We start from the raw sequence: 20098 nt of genomic DNA, 5'->3' as shown, positions 1-20098 counted from the left end.
TTTGAGAGGTTGAAGAGTGAAAAATTTCAAGTTAAATCTATTTTTATCCATTTTTATATTTGCTTTTACTTTACAAAGCGTAAATGTTTTTGCAGATGATATAAAAATTTCCAATTTCCCTGTTATCGCAGGTGGAGCAGGAGCTGTTATGGACTTTGACAGCGGGGCTGTCTTATGGAGTAAAGACGGTGATTCTCAAAGGACAATAGCATCAATGACCAAAGTTTTAGCTATAGCTGTAGCTTTTGATGAAATAAAAGCAGGTAATCTTAATATGGACGATAAAGTCGTTATAAGTGCAAATGCAGCAGCTATTTCAAACAATCCTATGTGGTCCGGACACGAAAGTTTTAAAGCAGGAGAAATACAAACAGTCAGAGATTTATTGAATAACGCTGTTGTATTTTCAGGAAATGCTTCTATTGTAGCCATCGGCGAACATATTTCAGGCTCTACAGCCGAATTTGCAACAAAGATGAATGCTTTAGCAGAAAAAATAGGAATGAACGGATATTTTGTAGATCCGGCAGGTATGAGTGAAAATAATACAACTACTGCAAAATCTATGTTAAAACTCGGAAAATACATCTACGAAAACTATGAAAACGAAATAAAAAGTATGACTATGCTCAGTAGCGTATATGTACACGGCATTTTAAAAAAATCCACCAATATGCTTTTAAATAACGGATATTATGGAATAGAAGGATTAAAGACAGGTACGTACAGCTCTTACAATGCCAATTTTATAGGAGTTGCAAAAAGAGGTGATAAAAGACTGATTGCCGTAACAATAAATACCCCTACTGCCAACAGATTTTCAGATATAACTTCTATGTTTGAGTTCGGATGGAAAAATGATTTTAATCAATATTGGAAAAATGACAGCAGATTGACTGAAACACAAATATCGTCAGATAAAAAAAATCCTTTAAACGGAGATAAATTTAAAATTACTTTGATGAATAAAAAGCTTAAAAATATAAACAACTTTACAGGAAAGGTCAGATGGTTTATAAACGGTGAACCGTACCTTGCAAACAGCATAAGAGATATGAATTATTCCAACCTCGGTCAAATCGAGGTGTCAAAAAATGATGATGAACCTATGATAATAACGGCTCAACTGTGGTTCGGCAACGAAATGTATGACAGCTATTCTATGATTTTTCAAGATGGTATAAATGAAACTCAAAATGATATGGTTGAAACTGTAACAGATAATGTAGATTTATACGAGAATCCAATTAAATAGCTAAAATTCTAAATATTTTTTAATTTTACAACAAAGCGATTAGAAAAAATTTTCTAATCGCTTTGTTTATAAATCTAAAACTAATGCCATTTTCTAATAAAATTATGGATAATTATTTTTATATAAATTTTTAATGCTCAGAAACAGACTTATTTTACAGGTTTTCTATGGACAAATTTGCCATAGCCTTTTTCACCTTTGAAATGACCGTCTTGATATACAATCTTACCTCTTGATAATACACAATCAATCTTACAGCTCACTTCAAAATCTTCATACGGTGTATAGTCGCAAGCTGAGTGTAAATTCACTTGCTTAAGCTTTTCCGATACTTTATCGTCTATTATCATTATATCTGCATCTGCGTTTGGCATTATCGTACCTTTTTTTGGATACATTCCGAATATTCTTGCAGGATTTTCGCACATAAGCTCTACAAATTTGTTGACTGAGATTTTATTTTTGCAAACTCCATATGTGAATATAAGTCTTACTCTTTCCTCCACTCCCGGTGCTCCTCCGGGTGCTTTTGTAAAATTGCCTTTGCCTTCCAATTTTTCTGAAAAATAAAACGGACAATGATCTGTCGCTATAACATCGACTGTACCGTCTTGCACTGCTGTCCAAAGAACCTCATTGTCTTCTTTTTTCCTAAGCGGTGGAGCCATCATGTATTTGAGCCCTTCATCATTTTCTTTTTTGTAGCAATCGTCTGTTAAGAGTAAATATTGCGGACAAGTTTCGACTTTTAAATTTTTAAGTCCTTTTTCTCTTGCCAATTTTATCTGATCTATTGACTCCTTAGCTGAGGTATGCACTATATAAAGATTGCTGTCATCTGCAAGCTCGGATAGTTGTATCAACCTTCCCACTGTTTCGCTTTCTGCATTATTAGGTCTGCTGAGTGCGTGATATATAGGCTCTGTTTTTCCCTCTTGTACAAATTTTTTTTGAAGATAGTTTGTTATCTCGTGATTTTCACAGTGTACGGTCAATACTCCGCCTGTTTTTTTCATACTTTGCAAAATTCTGTAAAATCCTTCGTCTGTAGTAGGAAAACCGTATGTGCTGTATGCTTTAAAACTTATTATACCTTCGTTTTCTACAATATTCTCAAGTTCTTTTATTATTTCGTCATCCACGTGTTGAATAACTCCATGGAAAGCATAATCTATTGCCGATTTTTCGGCAAGCTCCTTGTATCTGTCTATGCTGTAATGCAAGTTACAACCGGCAGGTCCGAATGCTATATGATCTATAATTGTAGTTGTACCTCCGCAAGCCGCTGCAACAGTACCTGTGTAAAAATCATCTACACTTGTAAATTTTTCCGATTGTCTAAGCTCCATATGTGTATGTGCATCTATTGCTCCCGGCATTACATATTTGCCGGTTGCATCTATCACCACATCTGCAATTTTTTCGTCAAACTTACCTATAGCTTTTATAATTTCATCTTCTATAAGTATATCGGATACAAACGTTTCACTTGAAGTCACTACATTTCCGTTTTTAATTAAAGTCAGCATAATTATCTCCTGTATCTTTATAAATTTTAATTATAAATAAAATTTTCAATCTATGATATAATATTATTATAGATATTTTATAAAAATTTTCAAGACGATTATTTTTATTTGTTAAGCAATATCATTTTATTTACATAGGGGGTAGTTATGAGCGAAGATTTAAAGGAAAGTTTGATAGATTTCCTGTCAAAAAAAGATACACATCCTCAAGATTTTGATGAAATATGTGCTTTTTTTCAAGATATACAAGCAGATGAAGTACAAAATATATTGAACGAAATGGTAGAAGACGGTCTTGTAGTCAAAACTCCTAAAAAGCAAAAATACACCGTACCGGAAAAATTGGGTATGAAAGCAGGTATAGTGCTTATGACGCAAAAAGGCTTTGCGTTCATAAGACCGTCACTTGACGAAAGAGATATATTCGTATCAAGATCCGACTTAATGGGCGCAATGGACAAAGATAAGGTATTAATCGAAATCACAAGACCGCAAAAAGACGATCAGAAAGCTGAAGGAAAAGTGGTACAGATATTACAAAGAAATATAGACACTGTAATAGGCAGATACCAAAGACAAAAAGACTACGGATTCGTTATACCGCTAAGCCGAAAGATAACATCAGATATATACATACCTAAAAAATACGAAAACGGAGCAAGAGAAGGCGATACAGTAGAATGTGAAATATATCAGTATGCTCAAAGCGAAAAAAAAGCGGAGGGCAAAATAATAAAAATAATAGCTGATAAAAATGACAAAGATGTATATTTCAAAGCCATATTTGCAGAAAATAAATTGAGCGAAAATTTCCCTGCAAAAGTTTTAAAAGAAGTAAGTAGAATACCTGAAGATATAAATATGAGTAAAATTCAAGATAGACTTGATTTGAGAGATGAATTCATATTCACAATAGACGGCTGGGATGCAAAAGATTTGGACGATGCAATATCCATATCAAAACTACAAAACGGCAATTACTCGCTCGGTGTACATATAGCGGACGTATCAGAATATGTAACCGAAAATACCGCACTCGATTCAGAGGCGTTTAGACGTGGCACATCTGTATATTTAGTTGACACTGTAGTGCCTATGCTCCCCGAAAAATTGTCAAACGGAGTCTGCTCACTTCATCCGAACGTTGACAGATTGGCACTGTCTTGCATAATGGAAATAGATGACAAAGGCAAAGTAGTAAATCATAAAATACAAAAAAGTATAATAAACTCACACGCAAGATTGGTATATACAGAAGTATCCGATTTTTTAGAAAACGGAGATGAAACCGTATTAAAAAAAGGTGAAATTTTAAGAGAAGTTCTCACTTTGAGCGATGAACTTGCAAAACTACTAAGAGAACACAGATTTGCAAGAGGAGCAATGGATTTTAATTTTCCGGAAAGCTCTATAGAAATGGACGAAAATAAAAATGTAATAGACATAAGACCTGAAGATAGAAGAATAGGAAACAAAATAATCGAAGAATTTATGCTCATAACAAACGAAACTATAGCCGAAGAATTTTATTGGGCATCTGTACCGTTCGTATATAGAGTACACGAATATCCTGACGTAGACAAACTCAGAAAACTCTTGCCGATTTTGGAAACTTACAATTATAAACTCAAGATAGATGACGATGTACACCCTAAGCAATTACAAGATTTATTAGACAGCTTAAATGGAAAAAAAGAAGAGGAAGTAATATCCACGCTATTGCTTCGTTCACTAAAAAAAGCAAGATACAGCCCGATATGTCTCGGCCACTTTTCACTATCGCTTAAATATTACTGCCATTTCACATCACCTATAAGAAGATACCCTGACTTGCAAATACACAGGATAATAAAAGAATATTTGGACGGCAAAATAGACGAAAGACGAGCAAAATATTTGGACGGTGTAGTAGCAAAAGCGTCAGAGCAATCATCACTTATGGAGCAAATGGCGGACGATGCGGAAAGACAAGTAGACGATTTGAGAAAAGCTCAGTATATGACAAAATTCGTAGGCTATACATTTGAAGGAGTTATATCCTCAGTTACAAATTTCGGTATATTTGTAAGATTAGACAACACCGTTGAAGGCTTGGTAAGATTTGTAGAGATGACGGATGACCGATATGAATTTGACGAAACAAACTATGCTGTAATTGGTAAATCCACAGGCAAAAAATACACTTTGGGTGACAAAATAAAAGTAAAGGTAGTAAGAACATCGGAAGAATTCAGAGAAGTGGATTTTGCGATAGTACAATAAAGTAAATGTTTAATATTTTAAAATTTGTGTATAATTTGACTATATAGAATTTATATCGGTTCCAAATTTTATACTGTTAATAAGTCAATAGAATTCTAATTTATAAGCATTATAATAGTTTTATATTTGCTGTTTAACAGTTGCCGCATTAATAATCTGATTAGATTGTTAATAAATTTATTCTATAATAAATACAAAATAAGGAGATTTAACTATGAAAATAAGTGCAAGAAATCAATTCAAAGGAAAAGTAGTAAAAATAACAGAAGGAGCTGTTCACTCAATAGTTAAGATAGATATCGGCGGTAACGTAATAAGCTCATCTATAACAAACGAGGCTGTAAAAGAGCTTGGTCTTGCAGAAGGCAAAGAAGCATATGCAATAATAAAAGCATCTAATGTAATGGTTGGAATAGAATAGTTTTAAAGGGACTGTTGAAAAATAATAAAAATCATATCAGCAGTCCCTTTTCGTTTATACTATTTTCTATACGATATTTTCACAATTTGAACATCATTTAAAAAATATTGTATTCTATCATCATATAACTTTTTATACTAAAAATATTAAATAATCATATAATTACATTACAACAAAATTATTTACAGTCAATAAAATAATACCTTCAAATACAAAAAACTCTCATCAGTACATATGATTATGAGTTAAATTTATTTAACTGTTCCTGAAAACATATAAAATTTGTCAGTATCTATTGATATGTCAATATTCAACATATCTTCCCAAAATTTTGTTTCAGTATTCACATCTCTAAGCGTTCTTGATATATTATTTCCAACATTTTTATGTATATTTTCTATAAAATTTCTGCTTTTTCCATGTGCTACGGTTATTCTCGCTCCTATTTTACAAACTTGTTTCAATTTAAATTTTAATTTTTCAACATCCATGATATGCGGATAAGCATTGTATATGTAGACTATATCAAAATCATTTTCATCCAATTCCAAAACATCCATATTTTTGAATTTTATGTTGTCGAAATGCCTATATTTTTTTCTTGCTATCTCGAGCATTTTATCGGATATATCAACTCCTACTATTTCACTTGGAACGTATTTCAATAAACTTCCAAACAACACTCCTGTTCCGCAACCTATATCCAAAACTTTCATATTATTTTTTATGCCGGTTATTTCAAATATGGCTTTCAAAAGATTGTCATCAGCCTTGGATTCATTATCCCAATTTGACGCTTTAATGTTAAAAAACTCTTTTATATCATTATTTACTTGTTCCATAACTCTCCTAAATTTTTATAATAAAGCATATTTATTATGCTGTTAACTATAATATTTTTTATTTTTATAATAAAGCCAAACCTACTTATTTATCTTTCAAATCCGACTTTTATTTTCATATTTATATTATTAATCCAAAATAAACAGTTCATAATTTAAAAATTTATATATGAGCCTCATTGTTTTCATATTTTTTTATAGCGAACATTATAGCAGGTATAAAGATAAGCTGTATTATTATTCCCGGCAATCCTGTAATAACTGCACCTTGTATGTATACCAAAAATGGTGGAAGTTTCACAGAAAATACGTTTATAAGTATAGAAACTACTATTCCTGCAACAATTCTACCAACTATCATAGATATAATAAGTGAAACAACATAATTCAGTTTTAATTTAACATGAAGTATTGAAGCTACAAAACCATATGCCCCAAGCTCCGCCATCATTATAGGCAATATCGGAAATGCCGGAGGCATTCCTGTCAATAAACTTGACAACAACGGAGTTACTACTCCTGCTGAAAGTGCATAGAGAGGATTTAACAAAAGTCCTCCTAATAAAACCGGTATGTGCATAGGCAACAAAACTTTTCCTGCCGCCAATAAGTGAAAAATCATCGGCAATATAACTCCGACAGCTATAAAAAAACCTGACAAAATAACGTTTTTTAAGTATGTATTATTTTTCATAACCTTCTCCTCCTTTGTCATTTTATATTATAATAATAAAGTTTTTTGAAAAAGTCAAATAATTAATATTTTTTTATTATTTATCTAAAATTTCATAAAAATATCATAAACAAAAACTGTTCCTTATACAATTTTAATACAATCATATATATTTTGAACATATTACTATATAAATTATACTAAATACTATTTAAGATATAAGAATTACTTATATTTTTGTGTTATTTTATAAAAATTTATGGTATTATTTACTTATAATTAATAAAAAGGGAGCGTGATTACAATTAATAAAATTAATTTTAATGAACGTTATAGATTGGTTACAAGAAGCGACTTTGACGGCTTGGTTTGTGCCATGATTTTAAAAGAGCTCGATATATTGGACGAAATCAAATTTGTTCATCCAAAAGACATACAAGATAAAATAATAGACATAACAGGCAGAGATATTCTTACTAATTTACCTTATGATGATAGAGCATTGTTGGTATTCGACCACCACAACTCAGAAAAGCTGAGAAATAAAGAGCTTTTAAATGCTGAAAATTATATAATTGACGGTAATGCTCCAAGCGCTGCACGTGTAGTTTACAGTTATTTCATAAAAGAGCATAAGGCTCAATTGGACAGAATAAGTGATGAGCTTATGAGAGAAGTGGATAAAGCCGACTCGGCTATGTATAATGAAAATGAAATTTTAAATCCTACAAGATGGACACTTTTGAATTTCATAATGGACGCAAGAACTGGACTTGGCAGATTTAGAAACTTCAGAATTTCAAACTATGATTTGATGATGAAATTGATTGATTTTTGCTTGGAAAACAACAATATAGATGATATATTGGAATTGCCCGACGTTAAAGAAAGAGTAGATTTGTATTTTGAGCAACAGGAGCTTTTCAAAAAACAATTGAATAAAATAGCAAAAGCAGATAAAAAAGTGCTCGTACTTGACTATAGAAATGAAGATATAATATATGCAGGCAACAGATTTTTGTGCTATTCAATATACCCTGATATAGAAATATCTATAAATGTAGTAAAAGGCAAGAACGATAATATAGCTATTATGATAGGAAAATCTATAATAAACAGAAATTCTGCTTTCGACATAGGTCAATGCTGTCTTTCATATGGTGGTGGCGGACACAAAAACGCAGGAACTTGCCAAGTATCTGCAAGTGAAGCTGATAAAGTGCTTGCAGAAATCATAGAAAAAATAAATAACAACTAATTTAAAAAAGGCTATTATCAACTATAAAAAATGTCGAAATAGCCTTTTTTCACTAATACCTAATCAATACTAATATATGTTTAATTAATGGATATATTTATATAAATTGTTTGTTTTAAATATACTTATACTTTTTTCTAATAAAATTATGGATAAATTATATTGTACACCTAAAATTATATGACATTAATATAAATAGTTTATTGAAAAAAATTAATTATTATATTTTTCTATTATTCTATAAATTTTAGTATTACTAACAAATTCTTAAAAACAATAATATCCATTATTCTATTATATATGCAGATACTATTTCTCCAAAGTATGAAGTATGAAAGTCTTTATTATTGCCTGACTTTACATCGTCTACATATTGCGGATAATAATTTATTATGTCTTTTGGTTGTATTACATTTTTATCCTGTTCTTGTTTATATATCACTCTACATTCCAAAGTCAAAGGCAACTGCTTTATTCCGGGTACACTTATTATTTCAGCTTCTTCAAGTGTAAGACCTAAATGTTTTATCTTGTCTACATCTCTACCTGATTTTGTTCCGCAAAAGCCTATTATTTTTTTGTCAAAATCACCTATAGGAACGTTTATTGTAAATTCCGGATTTTCGTCCAACATAGATTTTGTAAATCTTCTTTCTCTGACAAATGTATTAAAAATAGGCTTATTCCATTCTATGCCCAACATTCCCCAAGCAATTGCCATTGTGTTCACTTTTTCATCTACTTTTGTAGTTATAAGTATGCCTTGGCTTAGTGATTTCATAATATGACCTGCATATTCAAATAAATCTATTTTTCTTTTCATAATTTGCCTCCTTTTTTAAAAACTCTTTATTATATCCCTGTCAAGCTCTTTTATTATTGCTGTTGCCAACTTGACCATATTTTCATAATCCTGATATGTTATGATACCGTGATGAGTATGAGGATATCTCACAGGTACGCCGATTACAATAGTAGGAACACCTGAATTTGATGTGTGTATAGCACCTCCGTTTGTTCCTCCTCCTGTTCTTACCGCATCTTGACAAAGTATGTCATATTTTTTTGCAATATCAAGCGCAAATCTTTGAAATCTCGGATTTGCTATCATTCTTGGATCCATATGTCTAAGCATAGGTCCTTTTCTCAATTTTGTCTGCATTTGATAAGGTTCTGCAAAAGTATCATCTGCGGGTGTACCCTCCATAACTATAGCTATATCCGGTTTGACAGCATTTGTAGCCACAATTGCTCCACGAGTTCCCACTTCTTCTTGTGATGTTAACGTACCTATCAAATTCACTTTCAAATTTTCATTTTCAAGGTTGTTCATAATTTCTATAACGCTCGCACAACCTGCCCTGCAATCAAATGCTTTGCTTTTAATTATGTCGAAATCTTCATCATATTCAAACACGCCCTCTAATATGACAGGCATTGCAATGTCTATTTTAAAATGTTCTTTCACCTCTTTATCCGTACTTGCTCCTATGTCTACAAACATATTTTCAAGCGAAAGCTCTTTATCCTGTCCTTTGTAATGAACAGGTGTGCTTGTGATTATACCTGTTATATATTTGTTTTCAGAGTTTCGTATTTTTACTCTGTGGGCAGGCAAATTATGTGCTACAAATCCGCCTATCGGAATTATCCTGATGAGTCCGTTAGGCTTTATAGATTGTGTTATAAAACCCACTTCGTCTATATGCGCATCAAGCATAACCGTAGGCAAAGACGTGTCATTTTTTGTCCTCTTTATGTATAAATTCTGCATAGAATCTCTGTATGTTATCAGAGTGTCCGAAAGATATTTTTTTGCCTCTTCTACAGCTTCTTCTTCAAAACCTGATATACCGTTTGCAAGTGTCAAATCTTGCAACATTTTTAAATTTAATTTTTTATCCATATGCACTCTCCTCAATTTCTTTTAACTAATATTAATAATTATATCATATTAAGCAAAAAAAATGTTATAATATATTTTAATGTATAAAATATTTTTACATAATGATAAATTTTTTAATAATTTTAATAAGCCTATAAAGATACTTTTAAAATTATAATATCTTTAATATTTAAAAACCTAATTAATTGCAATTATACATATCGTCAATTAATTTCTAAATAAAGTAGATCACGATAACTGTAATTTCAATCAAAGACAAAGTATTGTAATAAAATTGATTATAAAGGAGTGCAAAATGATACCTATACTAACAATTGCAGGCTCTGATTGTAGCGGTGGAGCCGGAATACAGGCAGATTTAAAAACTTTTTCAGCACACGGACTTTTCGGTATGAGTGTAATCGTAAGCGTTGTAGCTGAAAATACCGCAACAGTTACAAGCGTTGAAACAATATCTGAAAAAGTCATAATAGACCAAATAAACTGCGTGTTTGACGACATATATCCGAAAGCTGTAAAAATAGGCATGCTCCCAAGCATAGAATCTATGAAAGCAGTAGCAAAAAAATTAAAGGAATATGATGCAAAAAACATAGTAGTAGATCCTGTTATGTATGCGAAAAACGGATTTCCGCTTATGGACGTGGAAAACATAGACACGCTTATAAAAGAAGTAATTCCTATAGCAGATTTAATAACTCCTAATATACCTGAAGCTGAAGCTATATCCAAAATGAAAATAGAAACTGTAGACGATATGAAAAAAGCCTGCGAAAAAATAATAGCAATGGGACCGAAAGCCGTACTTGTAAAAGGCGGCCATCATATAGGAGATGCAATAGATGTATTATTTGACGGCAAAGAATATCACACATTTAAAACGAAAAGAATAGAAACCAAAAATACTCATGGCACAGGCTGTACACTTTCATCAGCAATAGCCTCCAACTTAGCACTCGGATTTGATATGTATAACTCCGTAAAATCAGCTAAAGATTATGTTACAACTGCAATAGAGCACTCATTATCACTTGGCAGTGGTTGTGGACCTACTCACCACTTTTACGATTTATACAAAAAAGCAGGCATTATAAAAGAATAAAAAAACATCACCTCAAATCAATGTCAAGAACTTATTAAAAAAACAGACGTTATAAAATAATGAAAAGGGAACATACTATGATTAGCTCAAAACAATTTTTAGAAAATATAAAAAATAAATCTCCTCTTGTACACCACATAACCAACTATGTCACTGTAAATGACTGTGCAAACGCAACTCTTGCAATAGGTGCATCACCTATAATGACAGCTCAGATAGAAGAGTTGGAGGACATAATTTCAATATCATCCGCTCTTGTTGTAAATATCGGAACTATGGATAAAATAGAGGCTTTTTTGACAGCGCCTAAAATTGCAAACGCAAAAAATGTACCTGTCATACTCGATCCTGTAGGGGCAGGGGCAAGCAAAAAAAGAAATGAAGTAGTAGAAAATATGCTTATAAATTCAAAGTTTGCAGTTATAAAAGGCAATTTGTCAGAAATCTTGTCAATCGCAGGTATAAGCGCAAACACAAAAGGCGTAGATGTATCAGAAGAGGCTAAAAATACAAGCACAATAAAAATATCTCAAATTGCAATGAAACTTGCAAAAACTTATAACTCCATAATAATAGTGACAGGAAAAGATGATATAGTTGCAGATGAAAACAACGCCTATAAAATATCAAACGGTGTCGCTTATATGTCTAAAATTACAGGTACCGGCTGTATGAGTGCGTCAATTTTAGGCTCATTCATAGGAGCAAATGAAGACTATCTCACTTCATCAATAATTGCAATATCAACTATGGGAATAGCAGGAGAACTTGCATATGAAAAGACAAAAAATATAGGTAGCGGAAGTTTCAGAGTATCTCTCATAGACAATTTGAGCATGATGAATGAAAAAATATTTGAAAAATACGCAAAAATAGAAAAAATATTTTAATTTTAAATAATTTATACTTAATAACAAAAAAATTTTAACAACTATTATAAAATCAAAAAAATAGGAGAATATATGAAAAATATTGACTATACAATGTATTACGTCACCGATGAAGACCTTTTGAGCAGTAATCACACCTTGGAAACATCTGTGCAAGATGCCATTTTAGGTGGCTGTACAATGATACAGCTTCGAGAAAAACATTCATCCACTCTCGATTTTTATAACAAAGCCGTAAAAATTAAAGCTATTTGCGACAAGTACAACATACCTCTTATAATAAATGACAGAATAGACGTAGCTCTTGCAATAAATGCAGACGGAGTACATCTCGGACAAGACGATATGCCTCTTGATATTGCAAGAAAAATTATGGGAGATGGCAAAATTATAGGAATATCAACCTCAACTTTAGATGAAGCTCTAATCGCTCAACAAGGCGGTGCAGATTATGTAGGTGTAGGTGCTATGTACAGCACAAACACAAAAACTGATGCCAATTTGACAACTATAGACGAGCTTACAAAAATAAAAAACAATTTAAAAATACCTGTTGTTGCAATCGGCGGTATAAACCTTGACACTATACCCGCTCTAAAACCTGCGCAAATAGACGGAGTTGCAATAGTATCCGCTATATCTATGCAGGAAGATACCGTATCTGCAACAAGAAAATTAAAAAATACTTTTTTGAAACAATATCAAACTAAAGGCGTAATATTCGATATTGACGGTACTCTGCTTGAAACTATGAACATATGGGACAATGTACTTCTAAATCTTATGAATACGCTTAATATCCGCTATACCGAAGATGAAATACAAAAGATATGGAATATGGGTTTTGCAGAGCTTGCACAGTTCAGCATAAAAAAATTCAAGCTTGATATGAGTGTAAAAGAATTTTGGCAACTTATAAAAAAATTATCAGTCGAAGAGTATAAAAATAGCAAAATACACTTAAAAAAAGGTGCAAAAAAACTGCTTGAGTATCTCAAAGAAAAAGGTGTAAAATTAGCCATAGCAACTGCCCTTTGCAAAGAACAGTATGAAATAGTGCTTACAAAGACAGGTATCATAGACTATTTTGACATAATAGCATCAAGCGTAGATTTAAAAATGGAAAAATCAGATAGACAAATATTTGACTATATAGCAAAAAATCTACAAGTTCCAAACAAAAATTTTATTTTCTTTGAAGACGACATAAACTCGTCAACAGGTGCAAAACGTGCAGGAGTAAAACTGTGCATTGTATCAAACAAGAAATATAATGGTAACAGCAAATTTGACGCTCTCATAGATTATAAAATAGATGATTTTGAAAATAAATTGATATATGATGAAATAATAGTGGAGAAAAATTAGTGAAAATTTTACTGCAACTGTCAATAATATTGGATATATTTATTTATGTATGCTTTTTTATAGGTTTTGCACTTGGAATTGTAGGCGTGGAAATCGGCTTTTATATGATTGGATTTATTTTCAGATATGGACTTATAATATTCATAGCCGGCATTTTATTAAAGCTCGTTGTTATTATTTTGAGTTTTAGTAGAAATAAACATACATTTTCTATTGCCTTATCTTCTATGCGGAATCTACTTATTATTGGCGGATTGATAGCAGGAATTTACTATATAGGTAAGATTATGAGTGCTGTAGGATAGCATTTTAGAAAATTTTAAATTATTGGCAAAAAATTATTTTATGACCACAAGTAAGGAGTATTATTTATGAAGTTAAGCGAAATTTTATTCAATTCGGTAGAACATATATGGAACAGCTATTTAACTCACCCTTTTATAACAAAAATGGCTGACGGTACGCTTGAAATAGAAAAATTCAAATATTATATGCTTCAAGACTATGTATACCTCAAGGACTATATAAAAGTTTTTGCTATAGGCAGTACAAAATCGGATGAATTTGATGAAATTAAATTTTTCTGCGACAATATGTATGCAGTATTAGACGAAACATACAAGGTACATATACCATATATGAAAAGGCTCGGAATAACAGAAAAAGATATAATGAATGTAAAACCGCACATAGACAACACAAGCTATACCAAATATATGCTCTATGAAGGGCAAAACGGCAATATGCTCTCCTGTCTTATAGCTATACTGTCATGCTCATGGAGTTACGCATTCATATCAAAAAAAATCGTAGAAAAAAACAAATCTTGCCTTGAAAACGAAACATACGGCGAATGGTTCAACGGATATTATTGCAAAGAATATCAGGAAACAAACGAAAAATTAATACAAAAAGTGGATAATCTATCAAACAATCTATCTCAAAAAACTATAGACAAACTCACAGAAATATTTGTAAATTGCAGTATATACGAAGCAAAATTCTGGGATTTGTCATATGATAGCAAAAACCATTAAGATTAAAACTATTTTCTAATAAAATTATGGGCAACTTATATAAACATATAACATTTATATGAATTATTTATTAGAAAAATTAATTTTAGTTTTATAATATTAAATACAACACTTAATTATGATAATTTCCATTATTTTATAAATTTTTACTACAAATTTTATTTATAGAATCATCACTATAAATTATCTATTATTCTATTGAAAATTGATACAAAAAATGCCCTACGCAAAATATATTTAAGCATCATATTAAAAAACATCTATAATTTACTTGGAAATAGTATAAAATCATAGTTTGAAGCCATGGTTTTATACTATTTATTATATTGTTTAAATATACAAGCTATTTTGTTTTTCATATTTCTATATAATTTTTTATCAGATATAATCATCGAGCCTTTATCATTTCAAGTGCGTTATAATTTGCTTTTATAGTATATTTTATATCTTCCTCACTCATAGCTGTATTGAAAAATATAGCTTCAAACTGTGCAGGAGGTATCAGTATATTCTGTTCAAGCATTGACTTGAAATATTTTGCATATAATTTTACATCTGATGTCTGCACATCTTCATAATAATTTACTTCTTTTTGTGTAAAAAATAATGACATCATAGAATGAAATCTGTTTATTTTAAAATCTAAATTTAATCTTTTAATATTTTCTTTAAAGCCTTTCTCAAGCTTTATCGCTTTTTGCTCTAAATCTTCATATACTTTTGGATTGTCTTTCAATTTCTGTAGAGTTTTAACTCCTACGCTCATTGCAAGCGGATTTCCTGATAGCGTTCCGGCTTGATATACTTTTCCAAGCGGTGATACCATACCCATTATATCTTTATGTCCTCCATATGCACCTACCGGAAGTCCTCCACCTATTATTTTTCCAAAACACACCATATCAGGCTCAATATTAAATATCTGACTTGCACCGCCATAAGACAATCTGAAACCTGTTATTACTTCATCAAATATGAGTATTATATTTTTTTGCCTTGTAATTTTTCTCAGCTCTTTCATAAAATTTTCGCTCGGCGCAACAACTCCCATATTTCCTGCCACCGGCTCTATTATTACTGCTGCAATATCGTCATCTATCGCATCTATAACCGAATTAATATCGTTATATCTGCATACTACTGTATTTTTAATAAATTCATCAGGTACTCCAAGGCTTGTAGGTGTATTAAAGGTAAGAGTGCCTGAACCTGATTTTACCAAAAGTGAATCGCTATGTCCATGATAGCAACCTTCAAACTTGATTATTTTTTTCTTGCCTGTATATCCTCTTGCAACTCTTATTGCCGACATTGTAGCTTCTGTTCCTGAGTTTACCATACGCACCATTTCACAGGCAGGATAAGCGTCTGTTATCATCTGTGCCATTTCGACTTCAACATATGACGGTACACCGTAGGTTATTCCGTTTTCTATGGCTTTTATAAATTCCGATTTTATATCTTCATCATTATGACCGAATATTAGAGGACCCCATGAAGATATATAATCCAGGTATTTATTGCCGTCTACATCATATATATATGCTCCGTTTGATTTTTGTACAAATATCGGAAAAGTATCAACACTGCCAAATGCTCTTACAGGGCTGTTTACTCCGCCTGGTATTATTTTTTTTGCATGTTCAAATGTAGATAGTGATAGCTCTCTGTTCATCATATTCCTTTCATCCTTGATTTTGAAACTATTCGATAAAATTGCAAATTAAAACTCATTTTTTTGCCTTTTATAGCTATAAAATCATAAATAATATAAAAAATTATTTTTATTGAAGTATTATTTTAAAACTTGAATAACTGTTTTAAAGATAAATATATTAATAAATCTTGCAAAATTAAACAAGGCGGTCAAAAGTATTTATTTTTTCAATAACTCTGCTAAATATTTTGCAAAATATGTGATTATTAAATCCGCTCCGGCTCTTTTTATGGCAATCATAGTTTCGTATATGACATCTTCTTTCATTATACCGTTGTCTACTGCATTTTTAAGCATAGAGTATTCTCCGCTCACATTATATGCTACAAGAGGCATATCACATTTTTCTTTGAACATCCTGATTATATCGAGATATGCCAAGGCAGGCTTGACCATAATCATATCTGCACCTTCTTTTATGTCAAGATATGCTTCTCTAAGTGCCTCTTTTGAATTGTGATAATCCATTTGATATGATTTTCTGTCGCCACTGCTTGGAGCAGAGCTTGCAGCTTGTCTGAACGGACCGTAATATGACGAAGCATATTTGGCTGTATATGATAATATTGCTACATTTTCATAATTATTTTCATCTAAGCATTTTCTGATTTTTCCTACTCTGGCGTCCATCATATCCGACGGTGCTACCATATCAGCCCCGGCTTTTGCGTGACTGAGTGCAATTTTAGCAAGATATTCTAAGGTTTCATCGTTTTGCACATACCCTTCTTTTAATATCCCGCAATGTCCGTGTGAAGTGTATTGACACATACATACATCTGTTATTACGTAAAAATTTTCGTCTATTTCTTTTATTTTTTTTACAGCTTTTTGAACTATTCCGTTTTCATCATATGCACTGCTGCCACATTCGTCTTTATAAGAAGGTATACCAAATAATATAACTGCACATATACCTAAGGATTTCAGCTCATTTATCTCATCTTCTATCTTATCAACTGAATAATGATAGCAATCTTTTAGAGAATTTATCTCCTCTTTTATGTTTTCTCCTTCTACTATAAACATAGGATATATAAGCTCTTTTACAGATAAGCTCGTTTCCCTTACCATATCTCTTATGATTTGTGTTTTTCTAAGTCTTCTCGGTCTTTGCATTATATCCATAATGATTTTATTCCTTTTTAATATTATTTTTATTTCTGTTTTATACTGTTATCTGATATCGAACAGCTCTTCTAATATTTTTATATATTCATTTTGTCTTTGTTTTTCATCTGTCTGTTTCAATACCTGTATAGGTACTTTTATCATTCTTTTGAGTGCCGACAAAAGCATTTTTTCCACTATTTTTTGCTCTCTGTGATTTAATTCTACTTTTCTGTTTATATATGACATCGTGTCTTTGTATATTATATCACATTGTTCGTTTAATTTTTTTATAGCTTTGTCAACGCTCATATTATCTGCCCATTTGCAAAATTCACTTATATCGTCTTCTATGATGTTTATAGCTTCAACACCTAATTTTTGGCGTCTTTGTATGTTTTCTTCAGATATTTTACTTATGCTGTCTATATCATAAAGCTCTACGTTCTTTAAATTTTTTACATCATTTTCAATATCTCTTGGCATTGATAAATCCAGCATAATAACTTGTTTATAAGATTTTTGAATATCTTTTTTGTGTATGATTGTATGTGGAGAGGTAGTTGAAGTTATAAGTATATCTGCATCTTTTATGAGATTATATCTATCATCATAATCAAAATGTTTTATAAAGGGATAGATTTTTATCAATTTTTGCACTTTATCATAGCTTCTGTTGACACAGAGTATGTTTCTCGCTCCGTTTTCGGCTAAATAGCTTATGGTCAAAAAACCTATCTTGCCGGTTCCGACAACAACTATTTTTTTATCTTTTAAATCATTTAATTTTTCACATAACATCTTTACAGCGATATAGCTTATAGATATAGGATTTTCAGATATTTTAAGTTTGTTTTTTATTTTTTTTGCAGTTGTTATAGCTTCTCTGAAAAGCTTGTTGAGATATTTTGAGCTTGTGCCTAAATCAATGGAGTTTTCAAGAGCGTCTTTAACCTGTCCAAGTATCTGATCTTCTCCAACTATCATCGAATCTAAGCCGGCAGCTACTTTATATATGTGATTTATTGCGTCAATATCTTTTTTTTCAAAAAGATAATCATCTATGTTTTCTACGTTAAAATAATTTACAAAAAAATCTTTTACAATTTTGCAGTCTTTTTCCATATCTTCAGTTGAAACATAGATTTCACAACGATTACAAGTAGACAATATTATTACTCCGTCAAGCCCTTTTTCAGATAATATCTCCAATGTTTGTATTTTTTTATATTCCGAAAAAAATATTTTTTCTCTTATATATATGGGTGTATTTGCATGAGATACACCGATTAAATAGCAATGCAACGAATCACTTCCTGTTTTTATTCATATTTCTATCATTATAATACTATTATTTTGAAAAATAAAGCATTTTTCTGTAATTTATATAATACAGATAAACTCTTATATCAGATAAAATTTTATTAAAATAAAGAGTTTTGAATTTATATTTTGCTTCTTTATTACAATAGTATATTAGACAAAATTCATATATTTTAGTATAATAATATTATATCATTTTATATTATTACTCAATTAAATAATAGATACTTATCTTTAGCTTTAAAGTATTTATTTTACAGCATCTCAGTAAAATTTAAAGCTGTTTTAAGCAAAATTTAAAAAAGTGAGGTTATAATGGAATTCAAATTCGTTCATAATAATTTTAATGTACTTAATTTGGAAAAAAGTCTTGAATTTTATAAGGAGGCATTGGGCTTTACAGAAAGCAAAAGGATAGTGGCAGATGATAACAGTTTTATCCTTGTGTATCTTACAGACGGAAAAAGTGAACATTTGCTTGAGCTTACTTATTTAACGGATAGAGCAAATCCATATGATTTGGGAGAAAATGAGTTTCATCTTGCAGTGGAGACCGATGATTTTGACGCATCTTATAAAAAACACTTGGAAATGGGCTGTATAGTATTTGAAAATAAAGCGATGGGCATATATTTTATAGCAGATCCCGACAATTATTGGATAGAGATACTTCCGTCAAAAAAGTAAATTTTGAAATGTTTTCATTGATGTCCTCTTATAAAATAGAAATTTTAGATTACAAAATAAACTGCAACAAAAAATGTTATTGCTTTATTTTATCTTTATAAATAGGATTTGAAAGGAACATTAATGAGCTGGGAACATAAATTTTTACAACGCATACAAAACTATAATACACCTTTTTTCGTAGATAAGTTTATGCGAATGTCATCGTATATCACCGATAACGGTATTGTTTTTATTTTTATTTCGCTTATGCTTATCATGACAAAAAAATACAAAACTGTAGGATATAGCTGTATGCTTTGTTTGCTTATCAACGCATTTTTATGTAATATCGTGCTGAAACCTATGTTTGCAAGAATGAGACCTTTTAACAGATATTATGACTTGAATGCACTGTTGTCAAAATTGCCTGTCGATTATTCTTTTCCGTCAGGTCACACAAGTGCATCATTTGCATTTGCTACAGCTTTGTTTTTATATGACAAAAACCTCGGAATTATAGCATATGTTTTTGCGACATGCGTAGCTATGTCAAGAATGTATCTCATGGTACATTATCCTACAGATGTTTTATGCGGTGCATTATTTGGAACTTCTGTTGCTATAATATGCAATAAAATTATCACATTTTAATGTGTTTTTTATTTGAAGAAGGGTATCAATATTTAAGGTTAATAATATACAACTTCTAAAATTAATTGGAGTTGTATTTTTAATA

19 protein-coding genes are annotated in these 20098 nt (G+C 31.0%); 11 read left to right on the top strand and 8 right to left on the bottom strand.

Features of this window, described 5'->3' with window-relative positions; translation table 11 throughout:
• Window positions 1-16: 16 nt before the first annotated feature.
• Window positions 17-1255: a D-alanyl-D-alanine carboxypeptidase family protein gene (locus tag HMPREF9630_RS07315; protein ID WP_009527864.1), complete on the top strand. Its 1239-nt coding sequence runs from the start codon at window positions 17-19 to the stop codon at window positions 1253-1255.
• A gap of 149 nt (window positions 1256-1404) precedes the next feature.
• Here HMPREF9630_RS07315 and hydA read toward each other — a convergent pair whose 3' ends face one another.
• The gene (gene hydA, locus HMPREF9630_RS07310; RefSeq protein ID WP_009527863.1) at window positions 1405-2784 is read right to left on the bottom strand and encodes a dihydropyrimidinase; all 1380 of its coding nucleotides are present in this window, start codon (window positions 2782-2784) and stop codon (window positions 1405-1407) included.
• A gap of 147 nt (window positions 2785-2931) precedes the next feature.
• On the opposite strand from hydA, the gene rnr reads away from it, so the two are divergent.
• Together rnr and HMPREF9630_RS07300 are read left to right on the top strand one after the other, a co-directional pair.
• Window positions 2932-5046, top strand: coding sequence for a ribonuclease R (gene rnr / locus HMPREF9630_RS07305; RefSeq protein WP_009527862.1), 2115 nt, complete (start codon window positions 2932-2934; stop codon window positions 5044-5046).
• Between the two features lie 214 nt (window positions 5047-5260).
• Window positions 5261-5467: a TOBE domain-containing protein gene (locus HMPREF9630_RS07300; RefSeq protein WP_009526002.1), complete on the top strand. Its 207-nt coding sequence runs from the start codon at window positions 5261-5263 to the stop codon at window positions 5465-5467.
• Between the two features lie 251 nt (window positions 5468-5718).
• Here the strand turns inward: HMPREF9630_RS07300 and HMPREF9630_RS07295 are convergent, their stop codons facing one another.
• Together HMPREF9630_RS07295 and HMPREF9630_RS07290 are read right to left on the bottom strand one after the other, a co-directional pair.
• Window positions 5719-6309: a class I SAM-dependent methyltransferase gene (locus HMPREF9630_RS07295; protein ID WP_009527861.1), complete on the bottom strand. Its 591-nt coding sequence runs from the start codon at window positions 6307-6309 to the stop codon at window positions 5719-5721.
• A 163-nt stretch (window positions 6310-6472) separates the two neighbouring features.
• Window positions 6473-7003 (bottom strand): ECF transporter S component, encoded by a 531-nt coding sequence (locus HMPREF9630_RS07290; protein ID WP_009527860.1) that lies wholly within the window; start codon window positions 7001-7003, stop codon window positions 6473-6475.
• Between the two features lie 274 nt (window positions 7004-7277).
• Here HMPREF9630_RS07290 and HMPREF9630_RS07285 point away from each other — a divergent pair, with 274 nt between their 5' ends.
• A complete protein-coding gene (locus HMPREF9630_RS07285) occupies window positions 7278-8240 on the top strand; it encodes a DHH family phosphoesterase (RefSeq protein WP_009527859.1) in 963 nt (320 codons plus the stop codon).
• A 286-nt stretch (window positions 8241-8526) separates the two neighbouring features.
• On the opposite strand, the gene HMPREF9630_RS07280 is transcribed toward HMPREF9630_RS07285, so the two are convergent.
• Window positions 8527-9063, bottom strand: a complete 537-nt coding sequence (locus HMPREF9630_RS07280; RefSeq protein ID WP_009527858.1) for a flavin reductase family protein — start codon at window positions 9061-9063, stop codon at window positions 8527-8529.
• A 15-nt stretch (window positions 9064-9078) separates the two neighbouring features.
• On the bottom strand, window positions 9079-10146 hold the full coding sequence (locus HMPREF9630_RS07275) for a M42 family metallopeptidase (RefSeq protein ID WP_009527857.1): 1068 nt from the start codon (window positions 10144-10146) through the stop codon (window positions 9079-9081).
• 295 nt (window positions 10147-10441) lie between these two features.
• Here HMPREF9630_RS07275 and thiD point away from each other — a divergent pair, with 295 nt between their 5' ends.
• From thiD to tenA, 5 genes are all read left to right on the top strand, one after another.
• The gene (gene thiD / locus HMPREF9630_RS07270; RefSeq protein ID WP_009527856.1) at window positions 10442-11248 is read left to right on the top strand and encodes a bifunctional hydroxymethylpyrimidine kinase/phosphomethylpyrimidine kinase; all 807 of its coding nucleotides are present in this window, start codon (window positions 10442-10444) and stop codon (window positions 11246-11248) included.
• Window positions 11249-11325: 77 nt separating this feature from the next.
• Complete coding sequence (gene thiM, locus HMPREF9630_RS07265; RefSeq protein ID WP_009527855.1) at window positions 11326-12138, top strand: hydroxyethylthiazole kinase; 813 nt, start codon at window positions 11326-11328, stop codon at window positions 12136-12138.
• A gap of 72 nt (window positions 12139-12210) precedes the next feature.
• Window positions 12211-13506: a thiamine phosphate synthase gene (thiE, locus tag HMPREF9630_RS10655; RefSeq protein ID WP_009527854.1), complete on the top strand. Its 1296-nt coding sequence runs from the start codon at window positions 12211-12213 to the stop codon at window positions 13504-13506.
• Window positions 13506-13811 (top strand): hypothetical protein, encoded by a 306-nt coding sequence (locus tag HMPREF9630_RS07255; protein WP_009527853.1) that lies wholly within the window; start codon window positions 13506-13508, stop codon window positions 13809-13811. The genes thiE and HMPREF9630_RS07255 overlap by 1 nt, the downstream gene beginning before the upstream one ends.
• A 66-nt stretch (window positions 13812-13877) precedes the next feature.
• Complete coding sequence (gene tenA / locus HMPREF9630_RS07250) at window positions 13878-14543, top strand: thiaminase II (RefSeq protein WP_009527852.1); 666 nt, start codon at window positions 13878-13880, stop codon at window positions 14541-14543.
• Between the two features lie 388 nt (window positions 14544-14931).
• On the opposite strand, the gene hemL is transcribed toward tenA, so the two are convergent.
• The 3 genes from hemL to hemA form a co-directional block, all read right to left on the bottom strand.
• Entirely contained in the window at window positions 14932-16221 is a 1290-nt protein-coding gene (gene hemL, locus HMPREF9630_RS07245; protein WP_009527851.1) for a glutamate-1-semialdehyde 2,1-aminomutase, read from the bottom strand.
• Window positions 16222-16419: 198 nt separating this feature from the next.
• Window positions 16420-17388, bottom strand: a complete 969-nt coding sequence (gene hemB, locus HMPREF9630_RS07240; protein WP_009527850.1) for a porphobilinogen synthase — start codon at window positions 17386-17388, stop codon at window positions 16420-16422.
• 48 nt (window positions 17389-17436) lie between these two features.
• Window positions 17437-18675 (bottom strand): glutamyl-tRNA reductase, encoded by a 1239-nt coding sequence (gene hemA / locus HMPREF9630_RS07235; RefSeq protein ID WP_009527849.1) that lies wholly within the window; start codon window positions 18673-18675, stop codon window positions 17437-17439.
• Window positions 18676-19008: 333 nt separating this feature from the next.
• On the opposite strand from hemA, the gene HMPREF9630_RS07230 reads away from it, so the two are divergent.
• Both HMPREF9630_RS07230 and HMPREF9630_RS07225 read left to right on the top strand, forming a co-directional pair.
• On the top strand, window positions 19009-19380 hold the full coding sequence (locus HMPREF9630_RS07230; protein ID WP_009526021.1) for a VOC family protein: 372 nt from the start codon (window positions 19009-19011) through the stop codon (window positions 19378-19380).
• Between the two features lie 123 nt (window positions 19381-19503).
• Complete coding sequence (locus tag HMPREF9630_RS07225; RefSeq protein WP_009527848.1) at window positions 19504-20013, top strand: phosphatase PAP2 family protein; 510 nt, start codon at window positions 19504-19506, stop codon at window positions 20011-20013.
• The last annotated feature ends 85 nt before the right edge of the window (window positions 20014-20098 follow it).

This window comes from Peptoanaerobacter stomatis, assembly GCF_000238095.2.
Taxonomy (GTDB): domain Bacteria; phylum Bacillota; class Clostridia; order Peptostreptococcales; family Filifactoraceae; genus Peptoanaerobacter; species Peptoanaerobacter stomatis_A.
Note: the sequence above shows the minus strand (reverse complement) of the source record. Positions and strands in the feature narration are given on the sequence as shown.

Coding starts and splice junctions, on each gene's coding strand:
- hydA (WP_009527863.1), bottom strand. CDS start 2,784: ATGCTGACTTTAATTAAAAACGGAAATGTAGTGACTTCAAGTGAAACG.
- rnr (WP_009527862.1), top strand. CDS start 2,932: ATGAGCGAAGATTTAAAGGAAAGTTTGATAGATTTCCTGTCAAAAAAA.
- HMPREF9630_RS07300 (WP_009526002.1), top strand. CDS start 5,261: ATGAAAATAAGTGCAAGAAATCAATTCAAAGGAAAAGTAGTAAAAATA.
- HMPREF9630_RS07295 (WP_009527861.1), bottom strand. CDS start 6,309: ATGGAACAAGTAAATAATGATATAAAAGAGTTTTTTAACATTAAAGCG.
- HMPREF9630_RS07290 (WP_009527860.1), bottom strand. CDS start 7,003: ATGAAAAATAATACATACTTAAAAAACGTTATTTTGTCAGGTTTTTTT.
- HMPREF9630_RS07280 (WP_009527858.1), bottom strand. CDS start 9,063: ATGAAAAGAAAAATAGATTTATTTGAATATGCAGGTCATATTATGAAA.
- HMPREF9630_RS07275 (WP_009527857.1), bottom strand. CDS start 10,146: ATGGATAAAAAATTAAATTTAAAAATGTTGCAAGATTTGACACTTGCA.
- thiD (WP_009527856.1), top strand. CDS start 10,442: ATGATACCTATACTAACAATTGCAGGCTCTGATTGTAGCGGTGGAGCC.
- thiM (WP_009527855.1), top strand. CDS start 11,326: ATGATTAGCTCAAAACAATTTTTAGAAAATATAAAAAATAAATCTCCT.
- thiE (WP_009527854.1), top strand. CDS start 12,211: ATGAAAAATATTGACTATACAATGTATTACGTCACCGATGAAGACCTT.
- tenA (WP_009527852.1), top strand. CDS start 13,878: ATGAAGTTAAGCGAAATTTTATTCAATTCGGTAGAACATATATGGAAC.
- hemL (WP_009527851.1), bottom strand. CDS start 16,221: ATGATGAACAGAGAGCTATCACTATCTACATTTGAACATGCAAAAAAA.
- hemB (WP_009527850.1), bottom strand. CDS start 17,388: ATGGATATAATGCAAAGACCGAGAAGACTTAGAAAAACACAAATCATA.
- HMPREF9630_RS07230 (WP_009526021.1), top strand. CDS start 19,009: ATGGAATTCAAATTCGTTCATAATAATTTTAATGTACTTAATTTGGAA.
- HMPREF9630_RS07225 (WP_009527848.1), top strand. CDS start 19,504: ATGAGCTGGGAACATAAATTTTTACAACGCATACAAAACTATAATACA.